Origin of the sequence: Mesorhizobium sp. M0276, from assembly GCF_040321755.1 — a bacterium.
In the GTDB taxonomy this organism is placed as follows: Bacteria; Pseudomonadota; Alphaproteobacteria; order Rhizobiales; family Rhizobiaceae; genus Mesorhizobium.
In genome coordinates, this window is sequence record NZ_JAMYSC010000003.1 from 127,010 (window position 1) to 145,382 (window position 18,373).

The 18,373-nt window shown below is 63.3% G+C and carries 17 protein-coding genes; 5 read left to right on the forward strand and 12 right to left on the reverse strand.

Features of this window, described 5'->3' with window-relative positions:
- Window positions 1-7 precede the first annotated feature (7 nt).
- The 12 genes from NKJ01_RS03875 to uxuA all read right to left on the reverse strand — a co-directional run bounded on the left by NKJ01_RS03875 (window position 8) and on the right by uxuA (window position 12,708).
- Window positions 8-1,777 carry a CoA-transferase gene (locus NKJ01_RS03875; RefSeq protein WP_352726245.1) on the reverse strand — a complete coding sequence of 590 codons (1,770 nt, stop codon included), beginning with the start codon at window positions 1,775-1,777 and terminating at the stop codon, window positions 8-10.
- A 14-nt stretch (window positions 1,778-1,791) separates the two neighbouring features.
- Window positions 1,792-1,944 (reverse strand): hypothetical protein, encoded by a 153-nt coding sequence (locus NKJ01_RS03880; RefSeq protein ID WP_352600715.1) that lies wholly within the window; start codon window positions 1,942-1,944, stop codon window positions 1,792-1,794.
- On the reverse strand, window positions 1,941-2,723 hold the full coding sequence (locus NKJ01_RS03885) for an enoyl-CoA hydratase/isomerase family protein (RefSeq protein ID WP_352726248.1): 783 nt from the start codon (window positions 2,721-2,723) through the stop codon (window positions 1,941-1,943). Before NKJ01_RS03885 ends, NKJ01_RS03880 begins: the two co-directional genes overlap by 4 nt.
- Before the next feature lie 2 nt (window positions 2,724-2,725).
- Window positions 2,726-3,931, reverse strand: coding sequence for a CaiB/BaiF CoA transferase family protein (locus tag NKJ01_RS03890; protein WP_352726250.1), 1,206 nt, complete (start codon window positions 3,929-3,931; stop codon window positions 2,726-2,728).
- A gap of 21 nt (window positions 3,932-3,952) precedes the next feature.
- Window positions 3,953-4,738, reverse strand: a complete 786-nt coding sequence (locus NKJ01_RS03895) for an SDR family NAD(P)-dependent oxidoreductase (RefSeq protein ID WP_352726253.1) — start codon at window positions 4,736-4,738, stop codon at window positions 3,953-3,955.
- Between the two features lies 1 nt (window position 4,739).
- Entirely contained in the window at window positions 4,740-5,735 is a 996-nt protein-coding gene (locus NKJ01_RS03900; RefSeq protein ID WP_352726254.1) for an ABC transporter permease, read from the reverse strand.
- A gap of 45 nt (window positions 5,736-5,780) precedes the next feature.
- Complete coding sequence (locus NKJ01_RS03905; RefSeq protein ID WP_352726257.1) at window positions 5,781-7,313, reverse strand: sugar ABC transporter ATP-binding protein; 1,533 nt, start codon at window positions 7,311-7,313, stop codon at window positions 5,781-5,783.
- Window positions 7,303-8,286 carry an ABC transporter permease gene (locus NKJ01_RS03910; protein ID WP_352726259.1) on the reverse strand — a complete coding sequence of 328 codons (984 nt, stop codon included), beginning with the start codon at window positions 8,284-8,286 and terminating at the stop codon, window positions 7,303-7,305. Before NKJ01_RS03910 ends, NKJ01_RS03905 begins: the two co-directional genes overlap by 11 nt.
- A gap of 69 nt (window positions 8,287-8,355) precedes the next feature.
- The gene (locus tag NKJ01_RS03915; protein WP_352726262.1) at window positions 8,356-9,387 is read right to left on the reverse strand and encodes a sugar ABC transporter substrate-binding protein; all 1,032 of its coding nucleotides are present in this window, start codon (window positions 9,385-9,387) and stop codon (window positions 8,356-8,358) included.
- A gap of 27 nt (window positions 9,388-9,414) precedes the next feature.
- On the reverse strand, window positions 9,415-10,266 hold the full coding sequence (locus NKJ01_RS03920; RefSeq protein ID WP_352726264.1) for an IclR family transcriptional regulator: 852 nt from the start codon (window positions 10,264-10,266) through the stop codon (window positions 9,415-9,417).
- A complete protein-coding gene (locus NKJ01_RS03925; protein ID WP_352726267.1) occupies window positions 10,266-11,408 on the reverse strand; it encodes an ABC transporter substrate-binding protein in 1,143 nt (380 codons plus the stop codon). The genes NKJ01_RS03920 and NKJ01_RS03925 overlap by 1 nt, the downstream gene beginning before the upstream one ends.
- Window positions 11,409-11,523: 115 nt before the next feature.
- Window positions 11,524-12,708 (reverse strand): mannonate dehydratase, encoded by a 1,185-nt coding sequence (uxuA, locus tag NKJ01_RS03930; protein WP_352726269.1) that lies wholly within the window; start codon window positions 12,706-12,708, stop codon window positions 11,524-11,526.
- A gap of 179 nt (window positions 12,709-12,887) precedes the next feature.
- Here uxuA and NKJ01_RS03935 point away from each other — a divergent pair, with 179 nt between their 5' ends.
- From NKJ01_RS03935 to NKJ01_RS03955, 5 genes are all read left to right on the forward strand, one after another.
- A complete protein-coding gene (locus NKJ01_RS03935) occupies window positions 12,888-13,646 on the forward strand; it encodes a FadR/GntR family transcriptional regulator (protein ID WP_352726272.1) in 759 nt (252 codons plus the stop codon).
- Window positions 13,639-14,424 carry an SDR family NAD(P)-dependent oxidoreductase gene (locus NKJ01_RS03940; RefSeq protein WP_023756772.1) on the forward strand — a complete coding sequence of 262 codons (786 nt, stop codon included), beginning with the start codon at window positions 13,639-13,641 and terminating at the stop codon, window positions 14,422-14,424. Before NKJ01_RS03935 ends, NKJ01_RS03940 begins: the two co-directional genes overlap by 8 nt.
- Before the next feature lie 4 nt (window positions 14,425-14,428).
- Window positions 14,429-15,547 carry a mannonate dehydratase gene (locus tag NKJ01_RS03945; RefSeq protein ID WP_352726274.1) on the forward strand — a complete coding sequence of 373 codons (1,119 nt, stop codon included), beginning with the start codon at window positions 14,429-14,431 and terminating at the stop codon, window positions 15,545-15,547.
- 691 nt (window positions 15,548-16,238) lie between these two features.
- The gene (locus tag NKJ01_RS03950) at window positions 16,239-17,219 is read left to right on the forward strand and encodes an NADP-dependent oxidoreductase (RefSeq protein ID WP_352726276.1); all 981 of its coding nucleotides are present in this window, start codon (window positions 16,239-16,241) and stop codon (window positions 17,217-17,219) included.
- A gap of 32 nt (window positions 17,220-17,251) precedes the next feature.
- The gene (locus NKJ01_RS03955) at window positions 17,252-18,313 is read left to right on the forward strand and encodes an alkene reductase (RefSeq protein ID WP_352726278.1); all 1,062 of its coding nucleotides are present in this window, start codon (window positions 17,252-17,254) and stop codon (window positions 18,311-18,313) included.
- The last annotated feature ends 60 nt before the right edge of the window (window positions 18,314-18,373 follow it).

Sequence of the window (18,373 nt, forward strand, 5' to 3'; positions counted from 1 at the left end):
GCGCTCCTCAGCTTGCGACGTGCGATCTCTGTGCGGCGATGCAGCGCTCGACCATCGCGCGGTCGGCGGCGAGTATCTCGGCGATCAGCGCACCGCGCTCCTTGGCGCTGACAAATTCGAGGCGCCGCAGGCCGAGCGGATCGATGCGATTGCGCAGAACAGCGAGCGCATCGCTGGAAGGCAGCGGGACCTCCCGGCAATCGGCGTCGAAGGTCACCGCAAACCCGGTGGCGTCGCGGATCTGCAGCTGCATGACGCCGGGCATGGTCTCGATGACGATCAATTCCCGGGATATCCGGTCGAGTCGGAAGACGCAGAGATCGGTGAACACCAGCGCCTGGCCGGTGCGATAGCCCATCGGCTCTCGCTCCGCCGGTGTCAGCAGCCCGCGGGCGGAACTGACGATCTCCACCTCGTCCACCAGCGACTGGATCGAATGCCGGGGAATGTAGAGCAAATAGTCGCGGTGCATGTTGGCGACATCGGCCATGCCGCCTTGCCCTGGCAACCGGATCAGGCCACCGCTCGGTTTGCGCAGCGCGATGGTGTTGACGCGGCCACGCCGGTCGACCTGCGCCGCGCCAACGATCTCATGCGTCACGGCACCCGGCTGATAGTAGGTCGAGTAGGTGTCGTCGCCGCCGGCATGCGTCACCGCCGTCTCGCAATCAAGGCTTTCGATCAGCGACAGGATCATCGGGCTCGGCGCTATGTCGAGATGGCCGCAACTCATCGTAGCGATGATCATGTCGGGCGCATGCGTTGCCTTGGCCAACCGGTAGGCGACGTTGGCCAGCGGCGAGACAGCGCCGGCGCTGGCAAAACTCTCATTGTCGAGTTCGGCGGCGATGCGGGCGGCAATGATCTCGCCGATGGATGCTTTCTCCGCATCATGAGCGAGCGCCGGCATTGCGAGGGCCGTTTCGGCGCGAACCTTCGCAGCCCTTTGCAGCGGCTTCGGCACGCCATCGAAAGGTAGTTGGAGACTGTCTGCCAAGGGTGTTTCCCGTGCCGCGAATACCTCCGACAGCGCCTGATAGTCGGTGACATAGAATGGCAGGCAGGACGCCGGCCAGGCGCCGCCCGGTGCCAGCGCTATGGCCGAAACCTGGTTGCGGGTCAGCACACTCTGGCGTCCGTCCTGCCGCAGCGCCCCAACCGGGACGATCTCCTCGACAGTGACCAGCACCTTGCGTGCCGCGCCCGCCATTGCGAAGTCCAGTGCGCGCGGGCCGATGACCTGAACATTGCCGTTTTCATCCGCCCGCTGTGCGTGGACGACGAACGTATCGAGCCTCAGCGGCGGGATGAATCCCATATCTGTTCCGGCGATCGGATCGGGCACGGCTCTCGCGCCCGGCAAACGCGACAGCATGTCCGATCCCTCCGGAAGCTGGAACGGCATGGACGGCAGATTCTGCTGCGCAGCCCGCAGCGCCTGGATCATGGCCAGTGCCGTCCAATCGCGAACCGGTATCGCTCCGCTTTCGGCGGCGGCACGGAACCTCGGCGGCAGGCCGAAAATATCGAGACTGGAGAAGCAAAGGTCGATTTCCGCCACCGCATCCGCTTCGAGCAGCAGCTCGAGCGGCAAGCCGCCCGCCCAGCAAACGTAGTGCAAATCCTTGACGCCCGAGTGGGCTATCGCGCGCAGCAATGCGATCGGCAGCCGAGCGAAATGGTGACCGCCGACGCCAAGCGAGTCACCTCGTCGGACCATCGCGGCCAGCCCTTCGATATCAGTGAAGCGCGGCCGGTTCGACTTGACCAGGGACATTGCGGCACGATCATTCACAGCGCGGACGCCTCGATGCGGTAGCGGGTCACGAACGGCTTTTCGGTTGAGAATTCCAGTGCCGTCGCAACGCCGGATTGGGCGATGGGATTGCCGGCCAGCGCAAGCATCGTGCCTAGCCGCTGGACGGTCAGCGCGCAGGTCTTCACGGTCCAGCCTTCTTTGTCGTGCTCCTGTCGGCGAACTCCTTGACCCGCTGCTGGCCGATCTCGCTGCGATAGAGGTCGCCCAATATGCCGCGCTCCATGGCGAGGCCTGAGGCCAGGTCGCCCGAAACGGCATGCAACGTCAGCGCCTTCAACCCTTCGATCGCGGCGGCTGGCTCGGCGGCAATTATCTCAGCCAATTCCAGCGCGCGCGGCATCAGCCTGTCGACATCGACGACCTCGTTGACTAGGCCGGAACTGACGAATTCGGAGGCCGGCACGATCGCACCGGTCATCAGCAGGAAATTGGCGCGGTTGCGGCCGAGCTTGGCGACGCTGCGTTGCGTGCCGCCACCGCCGGGAACCAGGCCGAGCTTGATCTCCGGCAGACCGAGCTTCGCGAACTGGTTAGCGATCACGATGTCGCAGCACAGCACTAGCTCCATGCCGCCGCCCAAGGCGAAGCCGTTGACCGCCGCGATCACCGGCTTGCGGTTGTTCTCGATCGCCGCGTACATGCGCATGCCGTCAGCCTGGAACGCGTCGAATTCGGCGGCGGTCTGCGCGGCGTATTCCTTGATGTCGGCGCCGGCCATGAAGCCGCGACCTTCGCCGGTCACCACGATCGCTCCCACGCCCGCATCGCTGGACAGCGCCTCGAAGGCGTCGGTGATCTCGCCCTGCATCATCCGGTTCATGGCGTTGAGCTGGTCGGCGCGGCGGAAGGTGACGACCGCGACGCGGCCCAAGGTTTCGACCGTGAGTGTCTGGTAGACGCGCATTGTCAGGCCGCGTCCACGGTCATGTCGCCGGACGCCTCCAATGCTGCGATTTCCTCCTTGGAGAGGCCGAATTCGGCCAGTATCTCGCGGCCATGCTGGCCGACCAACGGCGCCGGCCGCTCGATGGTCGCGGGCGTCTCGCTCATCTTGACCGCGGGCGCCACCACCCGCACCTTGCCGCCGCGCGGATGATCATAGCTGGTGATCATGCCCATGTGCTTGACCTGCGGGTCTTCGGCCGCACGGCGGATATCCTTCACCTCGGCGCACCAGATGTCGGCTGCCAGCAGCCGTGCCAGCAGATCCTGCGTGGCGAATTTCTTCGTCTCCGCATTGACCTTCTCGAACACCTCGTCGCGCTTGTCGAACAGGGTTTTCAGATCGTCATAGACGGCAAGCTGCGGCGCCTCCAGCACCTCGTACAGCGTTTTGAACGGGCTCATGGCGATCGATACGTAGCCGCCGTCCTTCGCCTCGTAGATGCCGAACGGCGCCTGCATACCGGGATGGCCGATGCCGGAATTGGGCCGCACGAAATCCTCGCCGAGATTGAGCACGGCGACATATTCCTGATTGAGATGCGCCAGCAGGCCGGCCAGCAGATTGACCTCGATCTTCTGGCCCTTGCCGGTCTTCTCGCGATAATAAAGCGCCGACAGGATGCCGTAGACCATGTTCATGGCGCCGATCTGGTCGGCGAGCCCGGCGCCGGCCGGAACCGGCGCCTGATCGCCGCGGCCAGTGTTGGCAATCAACCCGGCTAGCCCTTGGATCAGCATGTCCTGGCCGGGGCGCTCGACATAGGGGCCCTCCTCGCCATAGCCCGAACCCGAGCAGTAGATGATGCGCGGATTGATGGCCTTGAAGTCCTCGTAGCCATAGCCGAGCTTGGCCAGCACGCCAGGGCGAAAATTCTGCACCACGACGTCGGCGGTCTTGGCCATCTCCATGAGGATGGCGTGCACCTTGCGGCTCTTCAGGTTGAGCGCGATCGAGCGCTTGTTGCGGTTCCAGGCGAGGAAATTCGGGCTCTCGGAACCGCCCACCCATTTGGCGAAGAAGGTCATGCCACGGAACATGTCGCCGGCGCCGGCACGCTCGACCTTGACGACGTCGGCGCCCATGTCGCCGAGCAGCTGCGTGGCGAACGGCCCCTGCAGCAAATGGCTGAAATCGAGGATGCGGACGCCTTCGAGGGCCTTGTTCATTTCAAATCTCGTTTCGTGTTTTCAAAGCAGTTCGGGAACATAGCGCGGTGCGGCGGTCAGTCCGCCATCCACACGCAAATCGGTGCCGGTGGTGAAGCCCGCGGCATCGGAGGCGAGATAGACGGCGGCTTCGGCCACTTCGGAAGGTTCGCCGATGCGGCCGAGCGGATGCATCTTGACCCAGGCCTTGGCCAAGTTGCCGCCGATCTCCTTGATCAGTCTGTCGTTCATCGGCGTGTTGATGGTGCCCGGCGAGATCGAATTGACGCGGATGTTCACGGGGCCGAACTCGACTGCCATCTGGCGCGTCATCGCCATCACCGCGCCCTTGGCGCCGGCATAGGCGGTCCAGCCATCAAGCCCGATGTGCCCCTGTGCGGAGGCCATGTTGATGATCGAGCCGGACTCCTGCGCGATCATGTGCGGCAGCGCGTATTTGCAGCCGTGAAACACGCTGGTCAGGTTGACCGCGATCAGCCGGTGCCACTGCTCATCGGTCATCTCGTGCACCGGCATGCCGCCAATGGCGATGGCGGCATTGTTGACCAGGATGTCGAGGTGCCCGGTCTTCTTGACGGCGCTGTCGATGAGGCCGGCAATGTCGGCCCCTTGAGAGACGTCGCAATGCACGTAATCGGCCTGACGGCCGGCGGCGCGAAGTGCGGTCGCGAATTCCTCGCCCGCGCCGTCGGCTATGTCGCCGAGGAAAACATGCGCGCCTTCGCGCGCCATCGCTTCAGCGATCGCGTGCCCGATGCCGTCGGCAGCACCGGTGATGACGGCGGTTTTCCCTTCGAGACGGGCCATGTCAGCCTCCATTCGCGCGCCGGCGTTTCGCCTCGTCGAAGGCGACCGCGGCGATGATGATCATGCCGGTGATGACCAGCTGCCATTCGGTCGGCAGGCCGAGCCCGCGCAGGCCGTTGGACAGGAACTGCAGGATCAGCACGCCCAGCGCCATGCCGGTCAGGCTGCCGATGCCGCCGGCAAGGCTGACCCCACCGAGCACTGTCGCGGCAACGACCTGGAATTCGAAATTGAGCCCCGCCGTATGCTGCGCCGAGCCGACGCGCGCGGCGAGAATAATGCCAGCAACCGTTGCCAGCAGTGAGCTGATGATGAAGCAGATGAACTTGACGCGCCGCACATCATAGCCAGCCAGCCGCGCCACTTCCTGATTGCCGCCGACGGCATAGATCTGCCGCCCGAACGGCCGATGCTGCATCATGTAGGCGAAGGCGGCGAGCAGGACGATCGCGATGACAGCCGAATAGGGGATGGTGTTGAACAGGCGCCCATCCGACAGAGCGATGAAGCTGTCGAGGCTGGCATCGTCCGGAATGGCGCGCTGGCCGGTATAGAGATAGACACCGCCGCGCATGATGAACATCGTGCCCAAAGTCACGATCAGCGAGTTGATGCCGGCATAGGCGGTGAGATAGCCGTTCACCACGCCGATGATCAGGCCGAACAGCAGCGCGCCACTGATGCCGAACCACAGCGAGTTGGTGTCGTTCATGATGATGATCAGCGGCAGGGCAATGGTCGCGAGCAGCGAGCCGATCGAGATGTCGACCTCGCCGGAAATGAACACGATGGCACAGCCAATGCCGGCGATCAGCGGCAGCGACGCCTGGCCAAGCACGTTGGTCAAATTGCGCACGGAGAAGAAATTCTCGACCGTGAAAGAAAAGAACGCCAGAACCAGGATGAGGCAGACGAGCAGCGCCAGTTCCTGTCGGGCAATGAGCCGCACCAGCATGGATGGCTGGGCCTTTGCGGAAGCCGTGGCTGCAAAGCTCATCGCATGCTCCCTTCGAGGTGGGGCTGATCGCTTGATGTCATCATCTTACCCGATCGCCGCATTGAGGATCTTCTCCTGTGTAGCTTCCTCGCGCGACATGATCACGGTCAGGCGGCCTTCGCACATCACCGCGATCCGATCCGCAAGACCGAGCAGCTCCGGCATCTCGGACGTCATCATGACCACCGCCAGGCCTTCGCCGGCGAGCCGGTCGATCAGCGCGAAGATTTCCGACTTGGCACCGACATCGATGCCGCGCGTCGGCTCGTCGACGACGATCACTTTCAGGCCCCGCATCAGCCAACGCGCAATGAGCACTTTCTGCTGATTGCCGCCCGACAGGTTCTTCACCTGCTGGAACAGGCTGGGCGTCTTGATGCGGAAACGGTCGACATAGTCCTGCACCGCCTTGTGTTCCTTCGCCTTGTCGACGAACCCCAGGCGGGCGAAAGCACCGAGCGAAGCCAGGCTGGCATTCTGGTAGACAGGCAGTTCGCCCATCAGCCCTTCGCTCTTGCGGTCTTCGGTGAGCAGACCAATGCCGAGCTTGACGCCGGTGCGCGTATCGTGCGGCGCGAGCTGGCTGCCGTCGACGGTGATCGTACCCGCGATGATCGGGTCATAGCCGACGATCGCCTTGGCGAGTTCGGTGCGGCCCGCGCCCATCAAGCCGAAGAAGCCGAGCACCTCGCCGGCTCGCGCCTCGAAGGAGACGTCGGTCAGCTTCTTCGCCGTGCTGAGGTTCTCCACCGACAGCGCGACCTTGCTGCCCGCCGCCCCACGCTGGCGGGGAAACAGATTGTCGATGCGCCGGCCGATCATGTCCTGGATGAGCGTGTCGTTGGTGTGCTCGCCGATCGGCCTGGTCGAGATGTGGCGCCCATCGCGCAGCACGGTCACCGTGTCGGCGATCTCGAAAACCTCGTCGAGCTTGTGGCTGACATAGACCACCGCGATGCCAAGGCTGGCCAGCCGGCGGATGACTGTGAACAGCAGCGAAACCTCGTTCGGCGTCAGCGACGATGTCGGTTCGTCCATCACCACGACGCGGGCTTCATGGGCAAGCGCACGGGCAATCTCGACCATCTGCTGCTGGCTGACCGGCAGCGATCCCGTGCGCGCCGCCGGATCGACATTGAAGCCGATGCGGTTGAATAGCGCGGCGGAATCGGCACGAATCTTCTTCCAGTCGATCGAGCCGGCCCTACCGGTCGGATAGCCTTCCAGGAAGATGTTCTCGGCAACGGTGAATTCGGAGATCAGCGCGATCTCCTGAAACACGACCTTGATGCCTTCCTTCAAGCTGTCGCGCGGCGACTTGATGTCGACCTCGTGCCCGCGCATGCGGATGGTGCCGGCATCTTTGCCGTAGACACCAGCCATGATCTTGATCAGCGTCGACTTGCCGGCGCCGTTCTCGCCCATCAAGGCATGGATTTTGCCGGGCTCCAGGCTGAAGTCGACATTGTCGAGCGCCACGACGCCAGGGAAGCGCTTGTCAATGCCGCGCAGTTCGAGCGCCGGCACGCTGGTGTCGATGGCCGCGCCTTCGCCAGGGTGAAGGAAATCAACGGACATTGGCTTTGTTCCGGATGATGTCGAGATAGGTTGCGAGGATGATAACGATGCCCGGCACCACCATCTGCAGGTCCTGGTTCCAGCCGAGAATGATGATGCCGTTGTCGATCACCTTCAGCACCAGTACGCCGAGCAAGGTGCCGAACAGCGATCCACGGCCGCCGAGCAGGCTGGTGCCCCCGAGGATGACGGCAGCAATGACGGTCAGTTCGAAGCCTCGGCCGGCGGTCGGCTGGCCGGCATTCATCAGCGACGACAGGATCATGCCGGCAACGCCGACGCAGAGCCCGGTGAGAACGAAGGCAAACAGCTTGAGGCGCTCGGACCGAAGGCCGGACAGGCGCACCGCCTTTTCATTGGCGCCAACCGCATAGAGGTAGCGGCCGAGCGTGGTGAAACGCAGCGTCACATAGGCGACCACGAAGATCAGCGCCGCCAGAATGACGGGGACCGGCACCGCGCCGACATAGCCGGCGCCGAGATCGGTGAAGCTCGCTAGATGGTTGTAGTTCTGCACCGCTTCGCGCGTGAACAGATAGACGCCGCCTTGCAGCATCATCATCGTGCCGATGGTGGCGATCAGCGAGTTGACCCGTAGCCTGGTAACGACCAGCCCATTGAACAGGCCGACACCGCCGGCAAAGGCAAGCGCCGCCAGCAAGCCAAGCGTGAGGCTGTGTGTAGAATTGAGCACCGCCATGCCGATGCAGCCGACGAAGGCGAGTGAAGCGCCTACCGACAGATCGACCTCGGCGGTGATGATGAGCATGGTCATGCCCGAGGCTACGATCAGCACCAGCGCGCATTGGCGCAGAATGGCGATGATGTTGGCCTCCGAATAGAATTGCGGCGCCGCAATCGAGATGGCGATGCAGAGCACCGCCAGGATGACACCCAGCACAAGCTGGCTGCTGCCCAGCAGCTGGCCACCGACAAAGCGCTTCGGCGCGGAGGCGTGTGTAAGCTCGCTCATCTCGATCCATTCGGCCGCTATGGTTCAGGCGCCCTTCCCGCATTTCGGGAAGGGCAAAGTCAGCCGGCTTTACTTCTTCAGGTCGGCGGAGGTTTTCATGCACTTTGCCGGCGGCTGCAGTGCGTTGACGGCATCCCATTTGATGGTGCGGGTGGTACCGTCATAATCGTAGAACTTCTTCCAGTCCTCGCCGTTCATCGGCGCGGTCGGGCTGACGATATGCTCCGGCACTTCCTCGTTGTTGAACAGTTTCACCGCGGCATCGATGGCGGTAAAGCCTTCCTTTTCCGGGAACATCGCGGCCTCGATGCGATACGACGGCTCGTTCTGCATCGCGTTGATGAAGGCAAGCCCCTCGCCGCCGGTGCCGACGGTCAACAGGCCATCCTGCGGCTTGCCGGCCGCCTTCCAGGCCTGCAGCCCGCCCAGCGACGACGAGTCGTTGATGCCGTAGATGATGTTGATGTCGGCGTTCTTGGCGAGTGCCGCCGAAGACACTTCGAGAGCGCGGTCGGGATTGCCGCCGCCGTCAAGGTCGTGGACCATGACCGCGTCAGGAATGACGGTCTTCAGCCCGTCCATGAAGCCGTGCGAGCGCAGCACCGTGGCGGAAAGCAGCGGCAGGCCGACATTCATCACCTTGGCAACGCCGCCGAGCTTTTCCTTGGCATATTTGCCGGCCTCGACGCCGGAAAAATAGCCGGTGTCATAGTCGCAGATGGCGACCATCGTGGTCATGCCCTTGACCGGATTGCCCTCGAGCACAACCGGAATGTTGGCGGCTTTGGCCTGGCGCAGCAGCGGTACCACACCTTCTTCGTTCACCGGCGTGATGATCAGCACATCGACGCCCTTGGCGATGAAGTCTTCGGCTGCGGCGACCTGCTTGGATATGTCGAGATTGGCGTCCTGCACCTCGACCTCGATGCCGAGTTCCTTCCCGTGAGCCTTCATGCCTTTGATGACGTTCTGGTACCATTCATGGGTGGCGTAATTGGTGACGTACCCGATGCGCTTGGGCATGTTCTCGGCATCTGCAGCCGATGCGCCAATGGCCAGCACGGCCGCGGATGCAAACAGGATTGACTTGGACCAGTGCATTTTCTTCTCCCAGGTTTATCGCTTTTGTTAATCGCTGAACGGATAGTCCCGCCGTTCCGGGTCGGCACGTAACGAAGAGTTGGATTCCCCCCAGCCGAGCTCCGCCGATATCTTCTCGGCGGCTGCCCGGGTGCGTTCGAAGACGGTCTGCCGGTCGAACCGAGCCGCCTTCTGCGGTAGCAGCGGGACCGTCAGTGCGGCGATGACGGCGCCGGTGTGATCGCGCACCGGCATGGAGATGTTAGTGCAGGCTTCGACGGCCAGCGAGGCACGCATCTCGTAGCCGAGCCTGGCCACCTCGTTCAGCCGTGCCTCGATTTCGGCCCGCGTGCCCTGTCCTTCGCCGGCGGTCACGATGCGATCGACAATGCGGTCGCGCTCGGCCCGGTTCGAATGGGCGAGCAAGACCGCGCCTGAACTGGTTTCAAGGATCGGGAAATGCGACCCCAAGGCGACCGAGTAGCGCATCGGCAGCGGTGAATCGATCTGCAGCACCACCAAGGCGTTCTGCCCTTCCCGCACTACGAGGTGGCAACTCTGATCGGCATTGGCGGTCAGTTCGCGCATCACCGGCAGCGCGCATTCGACCAGCCGGTTTACCGGCGGGTGCATGTGCGCCAGTTCGAACAGCTTCAGCGACAGGCGGAAGCGGTCGGACTGCGTGCGAAAGATATAGCCGCGCTTTTCCAGCAGGAGCAGGATGCGGTAGATTTCGTGAATGGAGCGTCCGAGGCCGGCGGCGATCTCGGTCTGGGTCAGCGTTTCGGCGCTGGCCGCCATGAACTCAAGGACATCGAGCGCCTTGTCTACCGCAGGCACGCGATAGCCGTTGCGGCCGCTTTCGCTGTCGTCGAGCGTCTCGGCAATACTGGCGGCCATCACGCAATGCTCCGTTCCGGTTGCCTGGCTTCGCGGTAGAGGCGATTCACATGGTCGGCTAGTTCGGCCGCCGAAATGTCGCCGGCGATGGCGGCGGCCGCATGCGGCGCGCATTCTCGGAAGAAGCCGATGAAGCCAGGATGCGTCGGACGCAGATAGGACGAGCTGATCGTTGCAAGCGTCGAGTTGAAGAAATTGCCGCAGAGTCGGTTGACCTCGACATCCTTCCAGGCCGCCAGCGATCCCGGCTGTCCGCCCGACTTCACATAGTCGCCGCGCTGGTACTCGGGCGAGCACAGGAACACCGCGTAGTCGATCGCGGCCTGCTTGTGTTTCGACTGGGCACTGACGCCGATACCGGCACCGCCGAGCAAGGCTCCGGCGGAATGCGGCGTCGGCACGTCGGCAAAGCGCAGACATGGCCTGTCGGTCCTGGAGGCATAGTTCACATAGCCGAACGCGAAAGGCACATAGACCACGTCGTCATGCGCGATCATGTGGTCATAGCAGCGTATCGGGTTCCATTTTGCTGAGTTCGGATGCGACAGCGCCGCGAGCTCTCGCAATTGAGTGACGGCCTGCTCGACCATCTCCCTGGCAATGAATTGCTCACCGTTCTCCTGTGGGCGGCCGAGCGTCAGAAGCATGCACATGGTATCCGTCGGGACCGAGGGCAGGCCGAGCCACTTGCCGTTCTTGCGGGCGCGCCGACCAAGCTCGACCACCTCGTCATGTGTGCGCGGCACCAGCCCGTAACGCTCCAGGAGATCCGGGCGATAGGACGCGACCTGACAAGCGGCATCGATGGGCAACGCCCATTGGCGTCCGTTCCTTGCGTAGGAACGCCAGGACGCACCGACCGAATCGCGTTCGAATAAACGAATTTGTTCTGCTGACAGATAGGCGTCGAACGGCACCATCAGCTCATCCTTCGCAATGTCGCCGATGAAGGGGTGGTCGAACACGACCAGATCGTAAGTGCCGAGCACCGGACCGAGAGTACCCTCGCCGAATTCATAGAGGCTGCGGCGGTCCCATTCGATTTCGAGGCCCGGATTGCCTGCGCAATACGGCGCCACGCTGGCGTCAAGCGGACCCCAGCAACGTCGATGATCCCACGCAAGACCGCGCAGTCTTGTCATTTCAGGCAATTCCTCCCTGGAACCGAGCATGCCCGCCCGGCCCGCATTCGTAGCAGCTATTTTCACATAGACAAGTAACTTTTACATATGCAAACTGCGGGTTGTTTCCTGACGGTCAAGCCAGCCCGAACCGCTCGACGGCGCGCATGATGCCACGCAGCTCGGCGAGGCCCTTCAGCCGCCCGATCAGCGAATAGCCGGGATTGATCCTGGTCTTGCCGATATCGTCGGCGAGCAGATGGCCGTGGTCCGGCCGCATCGGAATGCGCCAGTCGGCGCGGCCCTCGTTGCGGCGCCGGGTCTCCTCTTGCATCAGAGCGAGGATGACATGCGCCATGTCGGTGCCGCCCTCGAGATGCTCGGCTTCATAGAACGAGCCGTCATCCTCGATGGTGATGTTGCGCAGATGGACGAAATGGATGCGATCGGCGAATTCCTTGACCATGGCGACGATGTCGTTGTCGGCGCGCGTGCCGTAGGAGCCGGTGCAGAACGTCAGGCCGTTGGCCGGGCTGTCGACGGCGTTGAGGATGAAACGCGCATCCTCGGCGGTCGAAACGATGCGCGGCAGGCCATAGAGCGAGAAGGGCGGGTCGTCGGGATGGATGCACATGCGCACCCCCTCCTCTTCGGCCACCGGAATGATCTCGCGAAGGAACCAGGCAAGGTTGTCGCGCAGCTCTTTCGGTCCGATCGCGTCGTATTCCGCCAGGGCCTCGCGAAAACTGTCCCTGTCGTAGCTGCGCTCCGTCGCCGGCAGGCCGGCGATCAGGTTGCGTTCGATCTGGTCGATCTTCTCCGCGCCCAATTCCTTCAGCCGCGCTTCCGCCTCGGCGATACGGGCCGGCGTATAGCTTGCCGCGCCGTTCCTGCGCTTCAGCACGAACAAATCGTAGGCCGCGAAATCGACCGCGTCGAAACGCAGCGCATAACCCGTCGTCGGAAGCCGATAGGCCAGATCCGTGCGGGTCCAGTCGACCACAGGCATGAAATTGTAGCAGACCGTTGCAATGCCGGCCTTGGCAAGTGCGCGGATGCTGTCGCGATAGAAGCCAGCGTAGCGCTCGCGTTCCGGTGCGCCGATCTTGAAGGAATTGTGCACCGGGATGCTCTCGACAACCGACCAGGTCAGCCCTGCCGCCTCGATGATACGCTTGCGCTCCAGAATGCTCTCGAGCGGCCATGCGCGCCCGTCGTAGATATCATGCAGGGCCGTCACCACGCCTGTCGCGCCTGCCTGCTTGACATGATCGAGTGTTACCGGGTCGTTCGGTCCATACCAACGCCAGCACTGTTCCATGAAGCCTCCTCAATGTCAGGTGGGCGACATTATTGTTGGACCACAGACCTGTCAACACGCTGAATTCTTCTTGAATCAACCCGATGGCGGGATCCTTTTTCGACCTTTCGCCGGGTGCCGATTGATTTCCTATCCGTTTCAGCCTAGCCTTGGTCCAACAAATAAGAAGGAACAACGCCTTGGATCAAGAAGCGGCGGACGATGCCGGGGTTAGCAGTTCGGCCGTCGACCAGACGGTGCGGCAGATCCTCGACCTCATTCGGAACCGCGCCATGTCCGTGGGCGACGTCCTGCCCACGGAACGGGAACTTGGCGAGCTGTTCGGCGCCAGCCGCAACACGATACGCGAGGCGCTGCGCACCATCCGCACGTACGGACTGATCGATCCCAAGCCGCGTGTCGGCGCAGTGCTGGCCGACCGCCAGAATGTCGCTATCCAGAACTTTTTCGCCGCTCAGATGGATATTTCAAGGACCTCTTTTCACGACATACAGGGGTTTCGCCGCATCATCGAGTTGGGCATCGGCGACCATATCGTCCTTAATGCGAGCACCGCCGAACTCGACGCCCTGGACGAAGTCAACGGCCTGATCGAAGCCAGCAAGGATGTCCAGGAAGCCGCGCAGCGCGATTTCGATTTCCACCTGGCGCTGATGAAGCTCGCCGGCAACCGCATGCTGGTGCAGACCTATCAGTTCCTGTCGCCGGTCATCCTGCACATCATGACCGTCGGCAAATCGATCCGGCCGGTGCTGAGCGAAACACGCCAAGCCCATGGCGAGATCATTGCGGCTTTGCGGGCGCGCGACCGCATCGCCTACAGCTACCTGATGAGCCGGCATCTCGATTCCGGCCTGCGCTTCGTCCCCGACGACCTCGAAAACGCCCGCACCTCGCCGGCGCTACCGGACCCTTCCAAGGATTTGCATCATGTCTGACTTTGAGAACAAGGTTGCGCTGATCACCGGCACGACCGGCATCGCGCTCGCCACCGCGAAGCGTCTGGCGCAGGGAGGTGCTGCGATCGTCGCCTGCGGTATCGATGTGGCAGCCAATGCTGCCATGCAGGAAAGCCTCGTCCGAGCCGGAGCGAATGCGCTGGTGCAGACGGTGGACGTTTCCGTTTCCGACCAGGTTCGCGACGCGGTCGCGGCGGGCGTCAAGCGGTTTGGCGGCCTCGACGTCATCGTCAATTCCGCGGCGGTTCATCCCTACGGAACGGCGACGACGACCGACTGGGAGACCTGGAACCGGGCGATGGCGGTCAATGTCGGTTCGATCTATCTGACCGCCCATTTCGGCATCCCGGAAATGATCAAGCGTGGCGGCGGCGCCATCGTCAACGTCGCTTCGGTGCAGGGCTTCGCCTGCCAGCAGGACGTCGCCGCCTATGCCACGACCAAGGGCGCCATCCACACGCTGACGCGATCGCTGGCGCTCGACTACGCGGCGGCAGGCATCCGGGTCAATTCGGTCAGCCCAGGCTCGATCCGTACGCCGATACTCGAGAAGGCCGCACGCGGCGACAATGGCAGCGATGCCGATGTCGAAGAGGCCTACCGGCGCTTTGGCGCGGCCCATCCGCTTGGCCGTATCGGCGAGCCGGAGGAGGTGGCGGAGTTGATCGCCTTCCTGTGCTCGTCGAAGGCCGGCTTCTGCACCGGCGCGGACTACAGAATAGATGGCGGCCTGACCGCCGGCATCGGCGTGAAGTAAGGCCGTGAAGATCGGCCTTGGCCTTTACCGGGAGTCGCTGACCCCTGATAATTTCCGCTTTGCCCGCCAGGCAGGCGCCACCCACATCGTTGCCCACCTCACCAACTATTTTCGCGGCCGCGATCCTTCGCTGTCTGCCGGCAGCGATGCCGAGGGTTGGGGCGATTGCTCAATCGATGAGCTGTGGGATTACGAGGATTTCATCGGTCTGGTGAAGACCGTGCGCGACAACGGTCTCGAGATCGCCGCGATCGAAAATTTCTCGCCGCGTTTCTGGTCGGACGTGCTGCTCGGCGGTCCTGACAGGGCAAAACAGATCGAAGGCTTGAAGCGCCTTGTTCGCGATGCCGGACGTGCCGGTATTCCCTGTATCGGCTACAACTTCTCGATCGCCGGCGTCTGGGGCTGGTCGCGCGGCCCATTCGCTCGGGGCGAGGCGATGTCGGTGGGGCTCGATCTCGCTGCTATCGATCCCGATATGCCCCTCCCCGACGGCGTGGTCTGGAACATGCGCTACCGTGCCGGCCGGCCGAATGCCGAGCCGGTGAAGGTCAGCAGCGACGAGCTTTGGCAGCGGCTCGATGTCTTCCTTCGCGAGATCATACCGGTGGCCGAAGAAGCTGGCATTGTGATGGCGGCGCACCCCGACGATCCGCCGGCCGAAGCGCTGCGTGGCACCGCACGGCTCGTCAACCGGCCGCAGAAATACGACCGGCTGATGGACATCGTGGACTCGCCGTCCAATGGGCTGGAGCTCTGCCTCGGCTCGCTGCAGGAGATGCCCGGCATCGACGATATCTACGGACACGTCAGGCGCTTCGCACGCAGCAAACGCATCGGCTATGTCCACTTCCGCAACGTGCGTGGCAAGGTTCCGAACTATCACGAAACCTTCGTGGACGACGGCGATATCGATATGGCCGAAATCGTCCGTATCCTGCGCGATGAACATTATGACGGCGTGATGATCCCCGACCATACGCCGGAGATGTCCTGCGACGCGCCCTGGCACGCCGGAAAGGCCTTTGCCTTGGGCTACATGCGCGCGCTGATCCAGAACGCTGCGGCGCTGGGGCCTTCTCGGACCGCCCAAGCCAGCATGATCCGGACGAAAGCCTCATGACAAAATCGACGCGCCTCTATGATCCCAACCTGGTGAGATGAACGGCGCGTCCCCACCCTATGTGTTGAGGGCGAACTGATGGCGACCTGAGTGCCCATGGCGCGCTGGTCAACGGCTTCGCTCGCGACCCCGGACGGCGTCCGCCGCTCCGAACCGGAAACGCCGCCAAAAATACCGTCAGCACCCATCCTCAGAATCTCGACACCTATGCGAACGGGCAAGATCAAGCGGCATGAACGCCCTTTGATCGTCCCGCTCGCCGACAGCACGATCTATGAGAAGGAGACCTCCCATAGCCGAGTGAGAGATGAGCACCGGTGCACTGATCTACGGTCCCCGTGCAACTCACCTTGGCCGCTGCGGAATTACACTTGGATCTCACGCAGTTCGCCGAGCCAGCCTTCTGTTCGGCAAAGAGCGCTGGCCGCCATCCGTGAGCTCAAGCGTGCGGTCACGTCGTTCGAATAGCCCCAGGCTTTCCTCAAGCCCGATCACACGCCGCTACAAGGTCGCCGTCGGTCGACCGCTTTTCCGCTTGGCCGAAAAGCACCGACGGATAAGGCGACAATTACGAAATTGGCGACGCTGGAAGGGCCATCCGGGTGTCTCTCCAGCGAGACAGACCGTCTTATTTCGATGACTTATGGCTCGGATTTCGAACGCATACCTTCTGCCAAGAAGGAGAACCTACATGATCCAATCCGCTGATCTCAAGCGCGGGGCTTCCACATCCGAACCGCTTGCCCCCGGCCGAGCCTTACGTCTTCAAGCCTATGGCGGCCGCGAATCCCTGACAGTCGATAGCGTATCCGCGCCCGAGCCGGGTCCGGGCGAGGTCTTGGTGTCGGTCAAGGCCGCCGCGGTAAACGGCATCGACTGGAAAATCCGTGAAGGCTACCTGCGCGAGCGCTTCAAGCTGACCCTGCCCGCGACACTTGGCATCGAAATGGCCGGCGTCGTGCTTCGGACTGGCCCCGGCGTCATGGGCGTGAAGCCCGGGGATCGGGTTATGGCCGCCCTCGGTGGCGTCGGAGCCTACGCCGACCATCTCGTCATCAACGCCGAGAAGCTCGTCCTGACTCCGTCAGCTCTGTCGGACGTTGAGGCAGCGGCCATTCCCGTCGCGGCGATGACAGCCTGGCATGTCATTCAGGCCGCGGATTTCGACCTCTCCGGACGGCGGGTGCTGATCCATGGCGCAGCCGGCGGCGTGGGCGGCTTTGCCGTCCAGTTCGCCAAGGCGGCCGGAGCGACCGTCTTTGCCACGGCCTCGACCAATAGCCTGCCGCATGTCCGGGCCCTCGGCGCGGATGAGGTGATCGACTACCGGCAGCAGAACTTCGAGCTGCTTGCGCGCGACATCGATTTCGTCGTCGACCTCGTCGGCGGTGAGGTCGTGGACCGCTCCTGGGCACTCCTGTCGCCCGACGGCCTTCTCGTAAGCATCGCCGCTACGGACCTCGCCTCGCGTACGCCGCCAGGCCGCCGCGGCGTCTTCTTATCGAACAAGCCCGATACCGCGCGCCTGACCGCGATCGCCCAGCAGGTCGCCGTCGGCGCCCTGCGATCGACGATCGCCGACGTGGTGGGCTTCGATGATTTGGCTTCCGCAATCGAGCGCAATCGCACCGGCCACGCACCCGGCAAGATCGTCGCTGACTTCACCCGCTGATCACCAAGTTTTCAACTTTCAAGGAGTTTATCATGACGACGATCTGGAATCCGGTCCGCGTGGGCCAAATGAACCTGCCCCACCGCCTGGCCTTGGCGCCGATGACCCGCAGCCGAGCCGAGTTCAACGGCGTACCGGGCGAGCACGCCGCTGAATACTACGCCCAGCGCGCCTCGCTGGGCCTGCTGATAACCGAAGGTGTGCAACCCTCGGCCGATGGCCAGGGCTATTTCGCGACGCCGGGGATCCATGCGCCCGAACATGTCGCCGGCTGGCGCAAGGTCACCGATGCGGTTCACGCAAAAGGCGCGAGGATCTTCCTGCAGCTCATGCATGTCGGCCGCATGTCGCACCCGGACAACACGCCGCATCACCGTCAGCCCGTCGCCCCATCGGCCGTCGCGCCGGGTGAGCAGATGTTCACCGCGAGCGGCATGCAGCCCATCCCCAAGCCGCGCGCGCTGACGACCGAGGAAGTCGCCGCCACGGTGCAGGATTTCCGGCGGGCCGCGCGGCTGGCTATCGATGCCGGCGCCGACGGCGTCGAGATTCACGGCGCCAACGGCTATATCGTCCATCAGTTCTTTGCGCCGAACGCCAATCACCGGACCGACGCCTATGGCGGGCCGATCGCTAACCGCATTCGGTTCGCCGTCGAAGTGGCGCAGGCTGTCGCCGATGAGGTCGGCGCCGATCGCACCGCTATCCGCCTTTCGCCAGGCCTGCCATTGGGCGGGCTTGATGAAGGTCCGGAGAGTCATGCGCTCTATCGCGAACTGGTCGCCGCGCTGGCACCGCTGAAGCTGGCCTATCTCCACCTGATGTATGGCGGGGGCGACGAGCTCCTCGCCGACATCCGCCGTGCCTGGCCCACGACCCTGATGGTGCTGCGGCTTGGTCGCACGCGCGAAGCCCTGGACCAGGACATCGTCTCGGGTCAGGCAGACATGACCTCGATCGGCCGTTGGGCTTTGGCCAATCCCGACTTTGTCGAGCGTCTGCGGTTGGGCGCGCCCGTCAACGAGCCCGATCCATCCACCTTCTATGGCGGTGGCGCGGCCGGCTACACGGACTATCCGCGGCTGGCGGGCTGACGCATCGGCTGCTGTGGTTCATCGGACTGCAGCAGCCACCTACTGGCGGTCGTCGCTTGC

Coding starts and splice junctions, on each gene's coding strand:
- NKJ01_RS03950 (WP_352726276.1), top strand. CDS start 16,239: ATGATCCAATCCGCTGATCTCAAGCGCGGGGCTTCCACATCCGAACCG.
- NKJ01_RS03915 (WP_352726262.1), bottom strand. CDS start 9,387: ATGCACTGGTCCAAGTCAATCCTGTTTGCATCCGCGGCCGTGCTGGCC.
- NKJ01_RS03890 (WP_352726250.1), bottom strand. CDS start 3,931: ATGAACAAGGCCCTCGAAGGCGTCCGCATCCTCGATTTCAGCCATTTG.
- NKJ01_RS03925 (WP_352726267.1), bottom strand. CDS start 11,408: ATGACAAGACTGCGCGGTCTTGCGTGGGATCATCGACGTTGCTGGGGT.
- NKJ01_RS03900 (WP_352726254.1), bottom strand. CDS start 5,735: ATGAGCTTTGCAGCCACGGCTTCCGCAAAGGCCCAGCCATCCATGCTG.
- NKJ01_RS03955 (WP_352726278.1), top strand. CDS start 17,252: ATGACGACGATCTGGAATCCGGTCCGCGTGGGCCAAATGAACCTGCCC.
- NKJ01_RS03875 (WP_352726245.1), bottom strand. CDS start 1,777: ATGTCCCTGGTCAAGTCGAACCGGCCGCGCTTCACTGATATCGAAGGG.
- NKJ01_RS03920 (WP_352726264.1), bottom strand. CDS start 10,266: ATGGCCGCCAGTATTGCCGAGACGCTCGACGACAGCGAAAGCGGCCGC.
- NKJ01_RS03910 (WP_352726259.1), bottom strand. CDS start 8,286: ATGAGCGAGCTTACACACGCCTCCGCGCCGAAGCGCTTTGTCGGTGGC.
- NKJ01_RS03940 (WP_023756772.1), top strand. CDS start 13,639: ATGTCTGACTTTGAGAACAAGGTTGCGCTGATCACCGGCACGACCGGC.
- NKJ01_RS03885 (WP_352726248.1), bottom strand. CDS start 2,723: ATGCGCGTCTACCAGACACTCACGGTCGAAACCTTGGGCCGCGTCGCG.
- NKJ01_RS03895 (WP_352726253.1), bottom strand. CDS start 4,738: ATGGCCCGTCTCGAAGGGAAAACCGCCGTCATCACCGGTGCTGCCGAC.
- NKJ01_RS03905 (WP_352726257.1), bottom strand. CDS start 7,313: ATGTCCGTTGATTTCCTTCACCCTGGCGAAGGCGCGGCCATCGACACC.
- uxuA (WP_352726269.1), bottom strand. CDS start 12,708: ATGGAACAGTGCTGGCGTTGGTATGGACCGAACGACCCGGTAACACTC.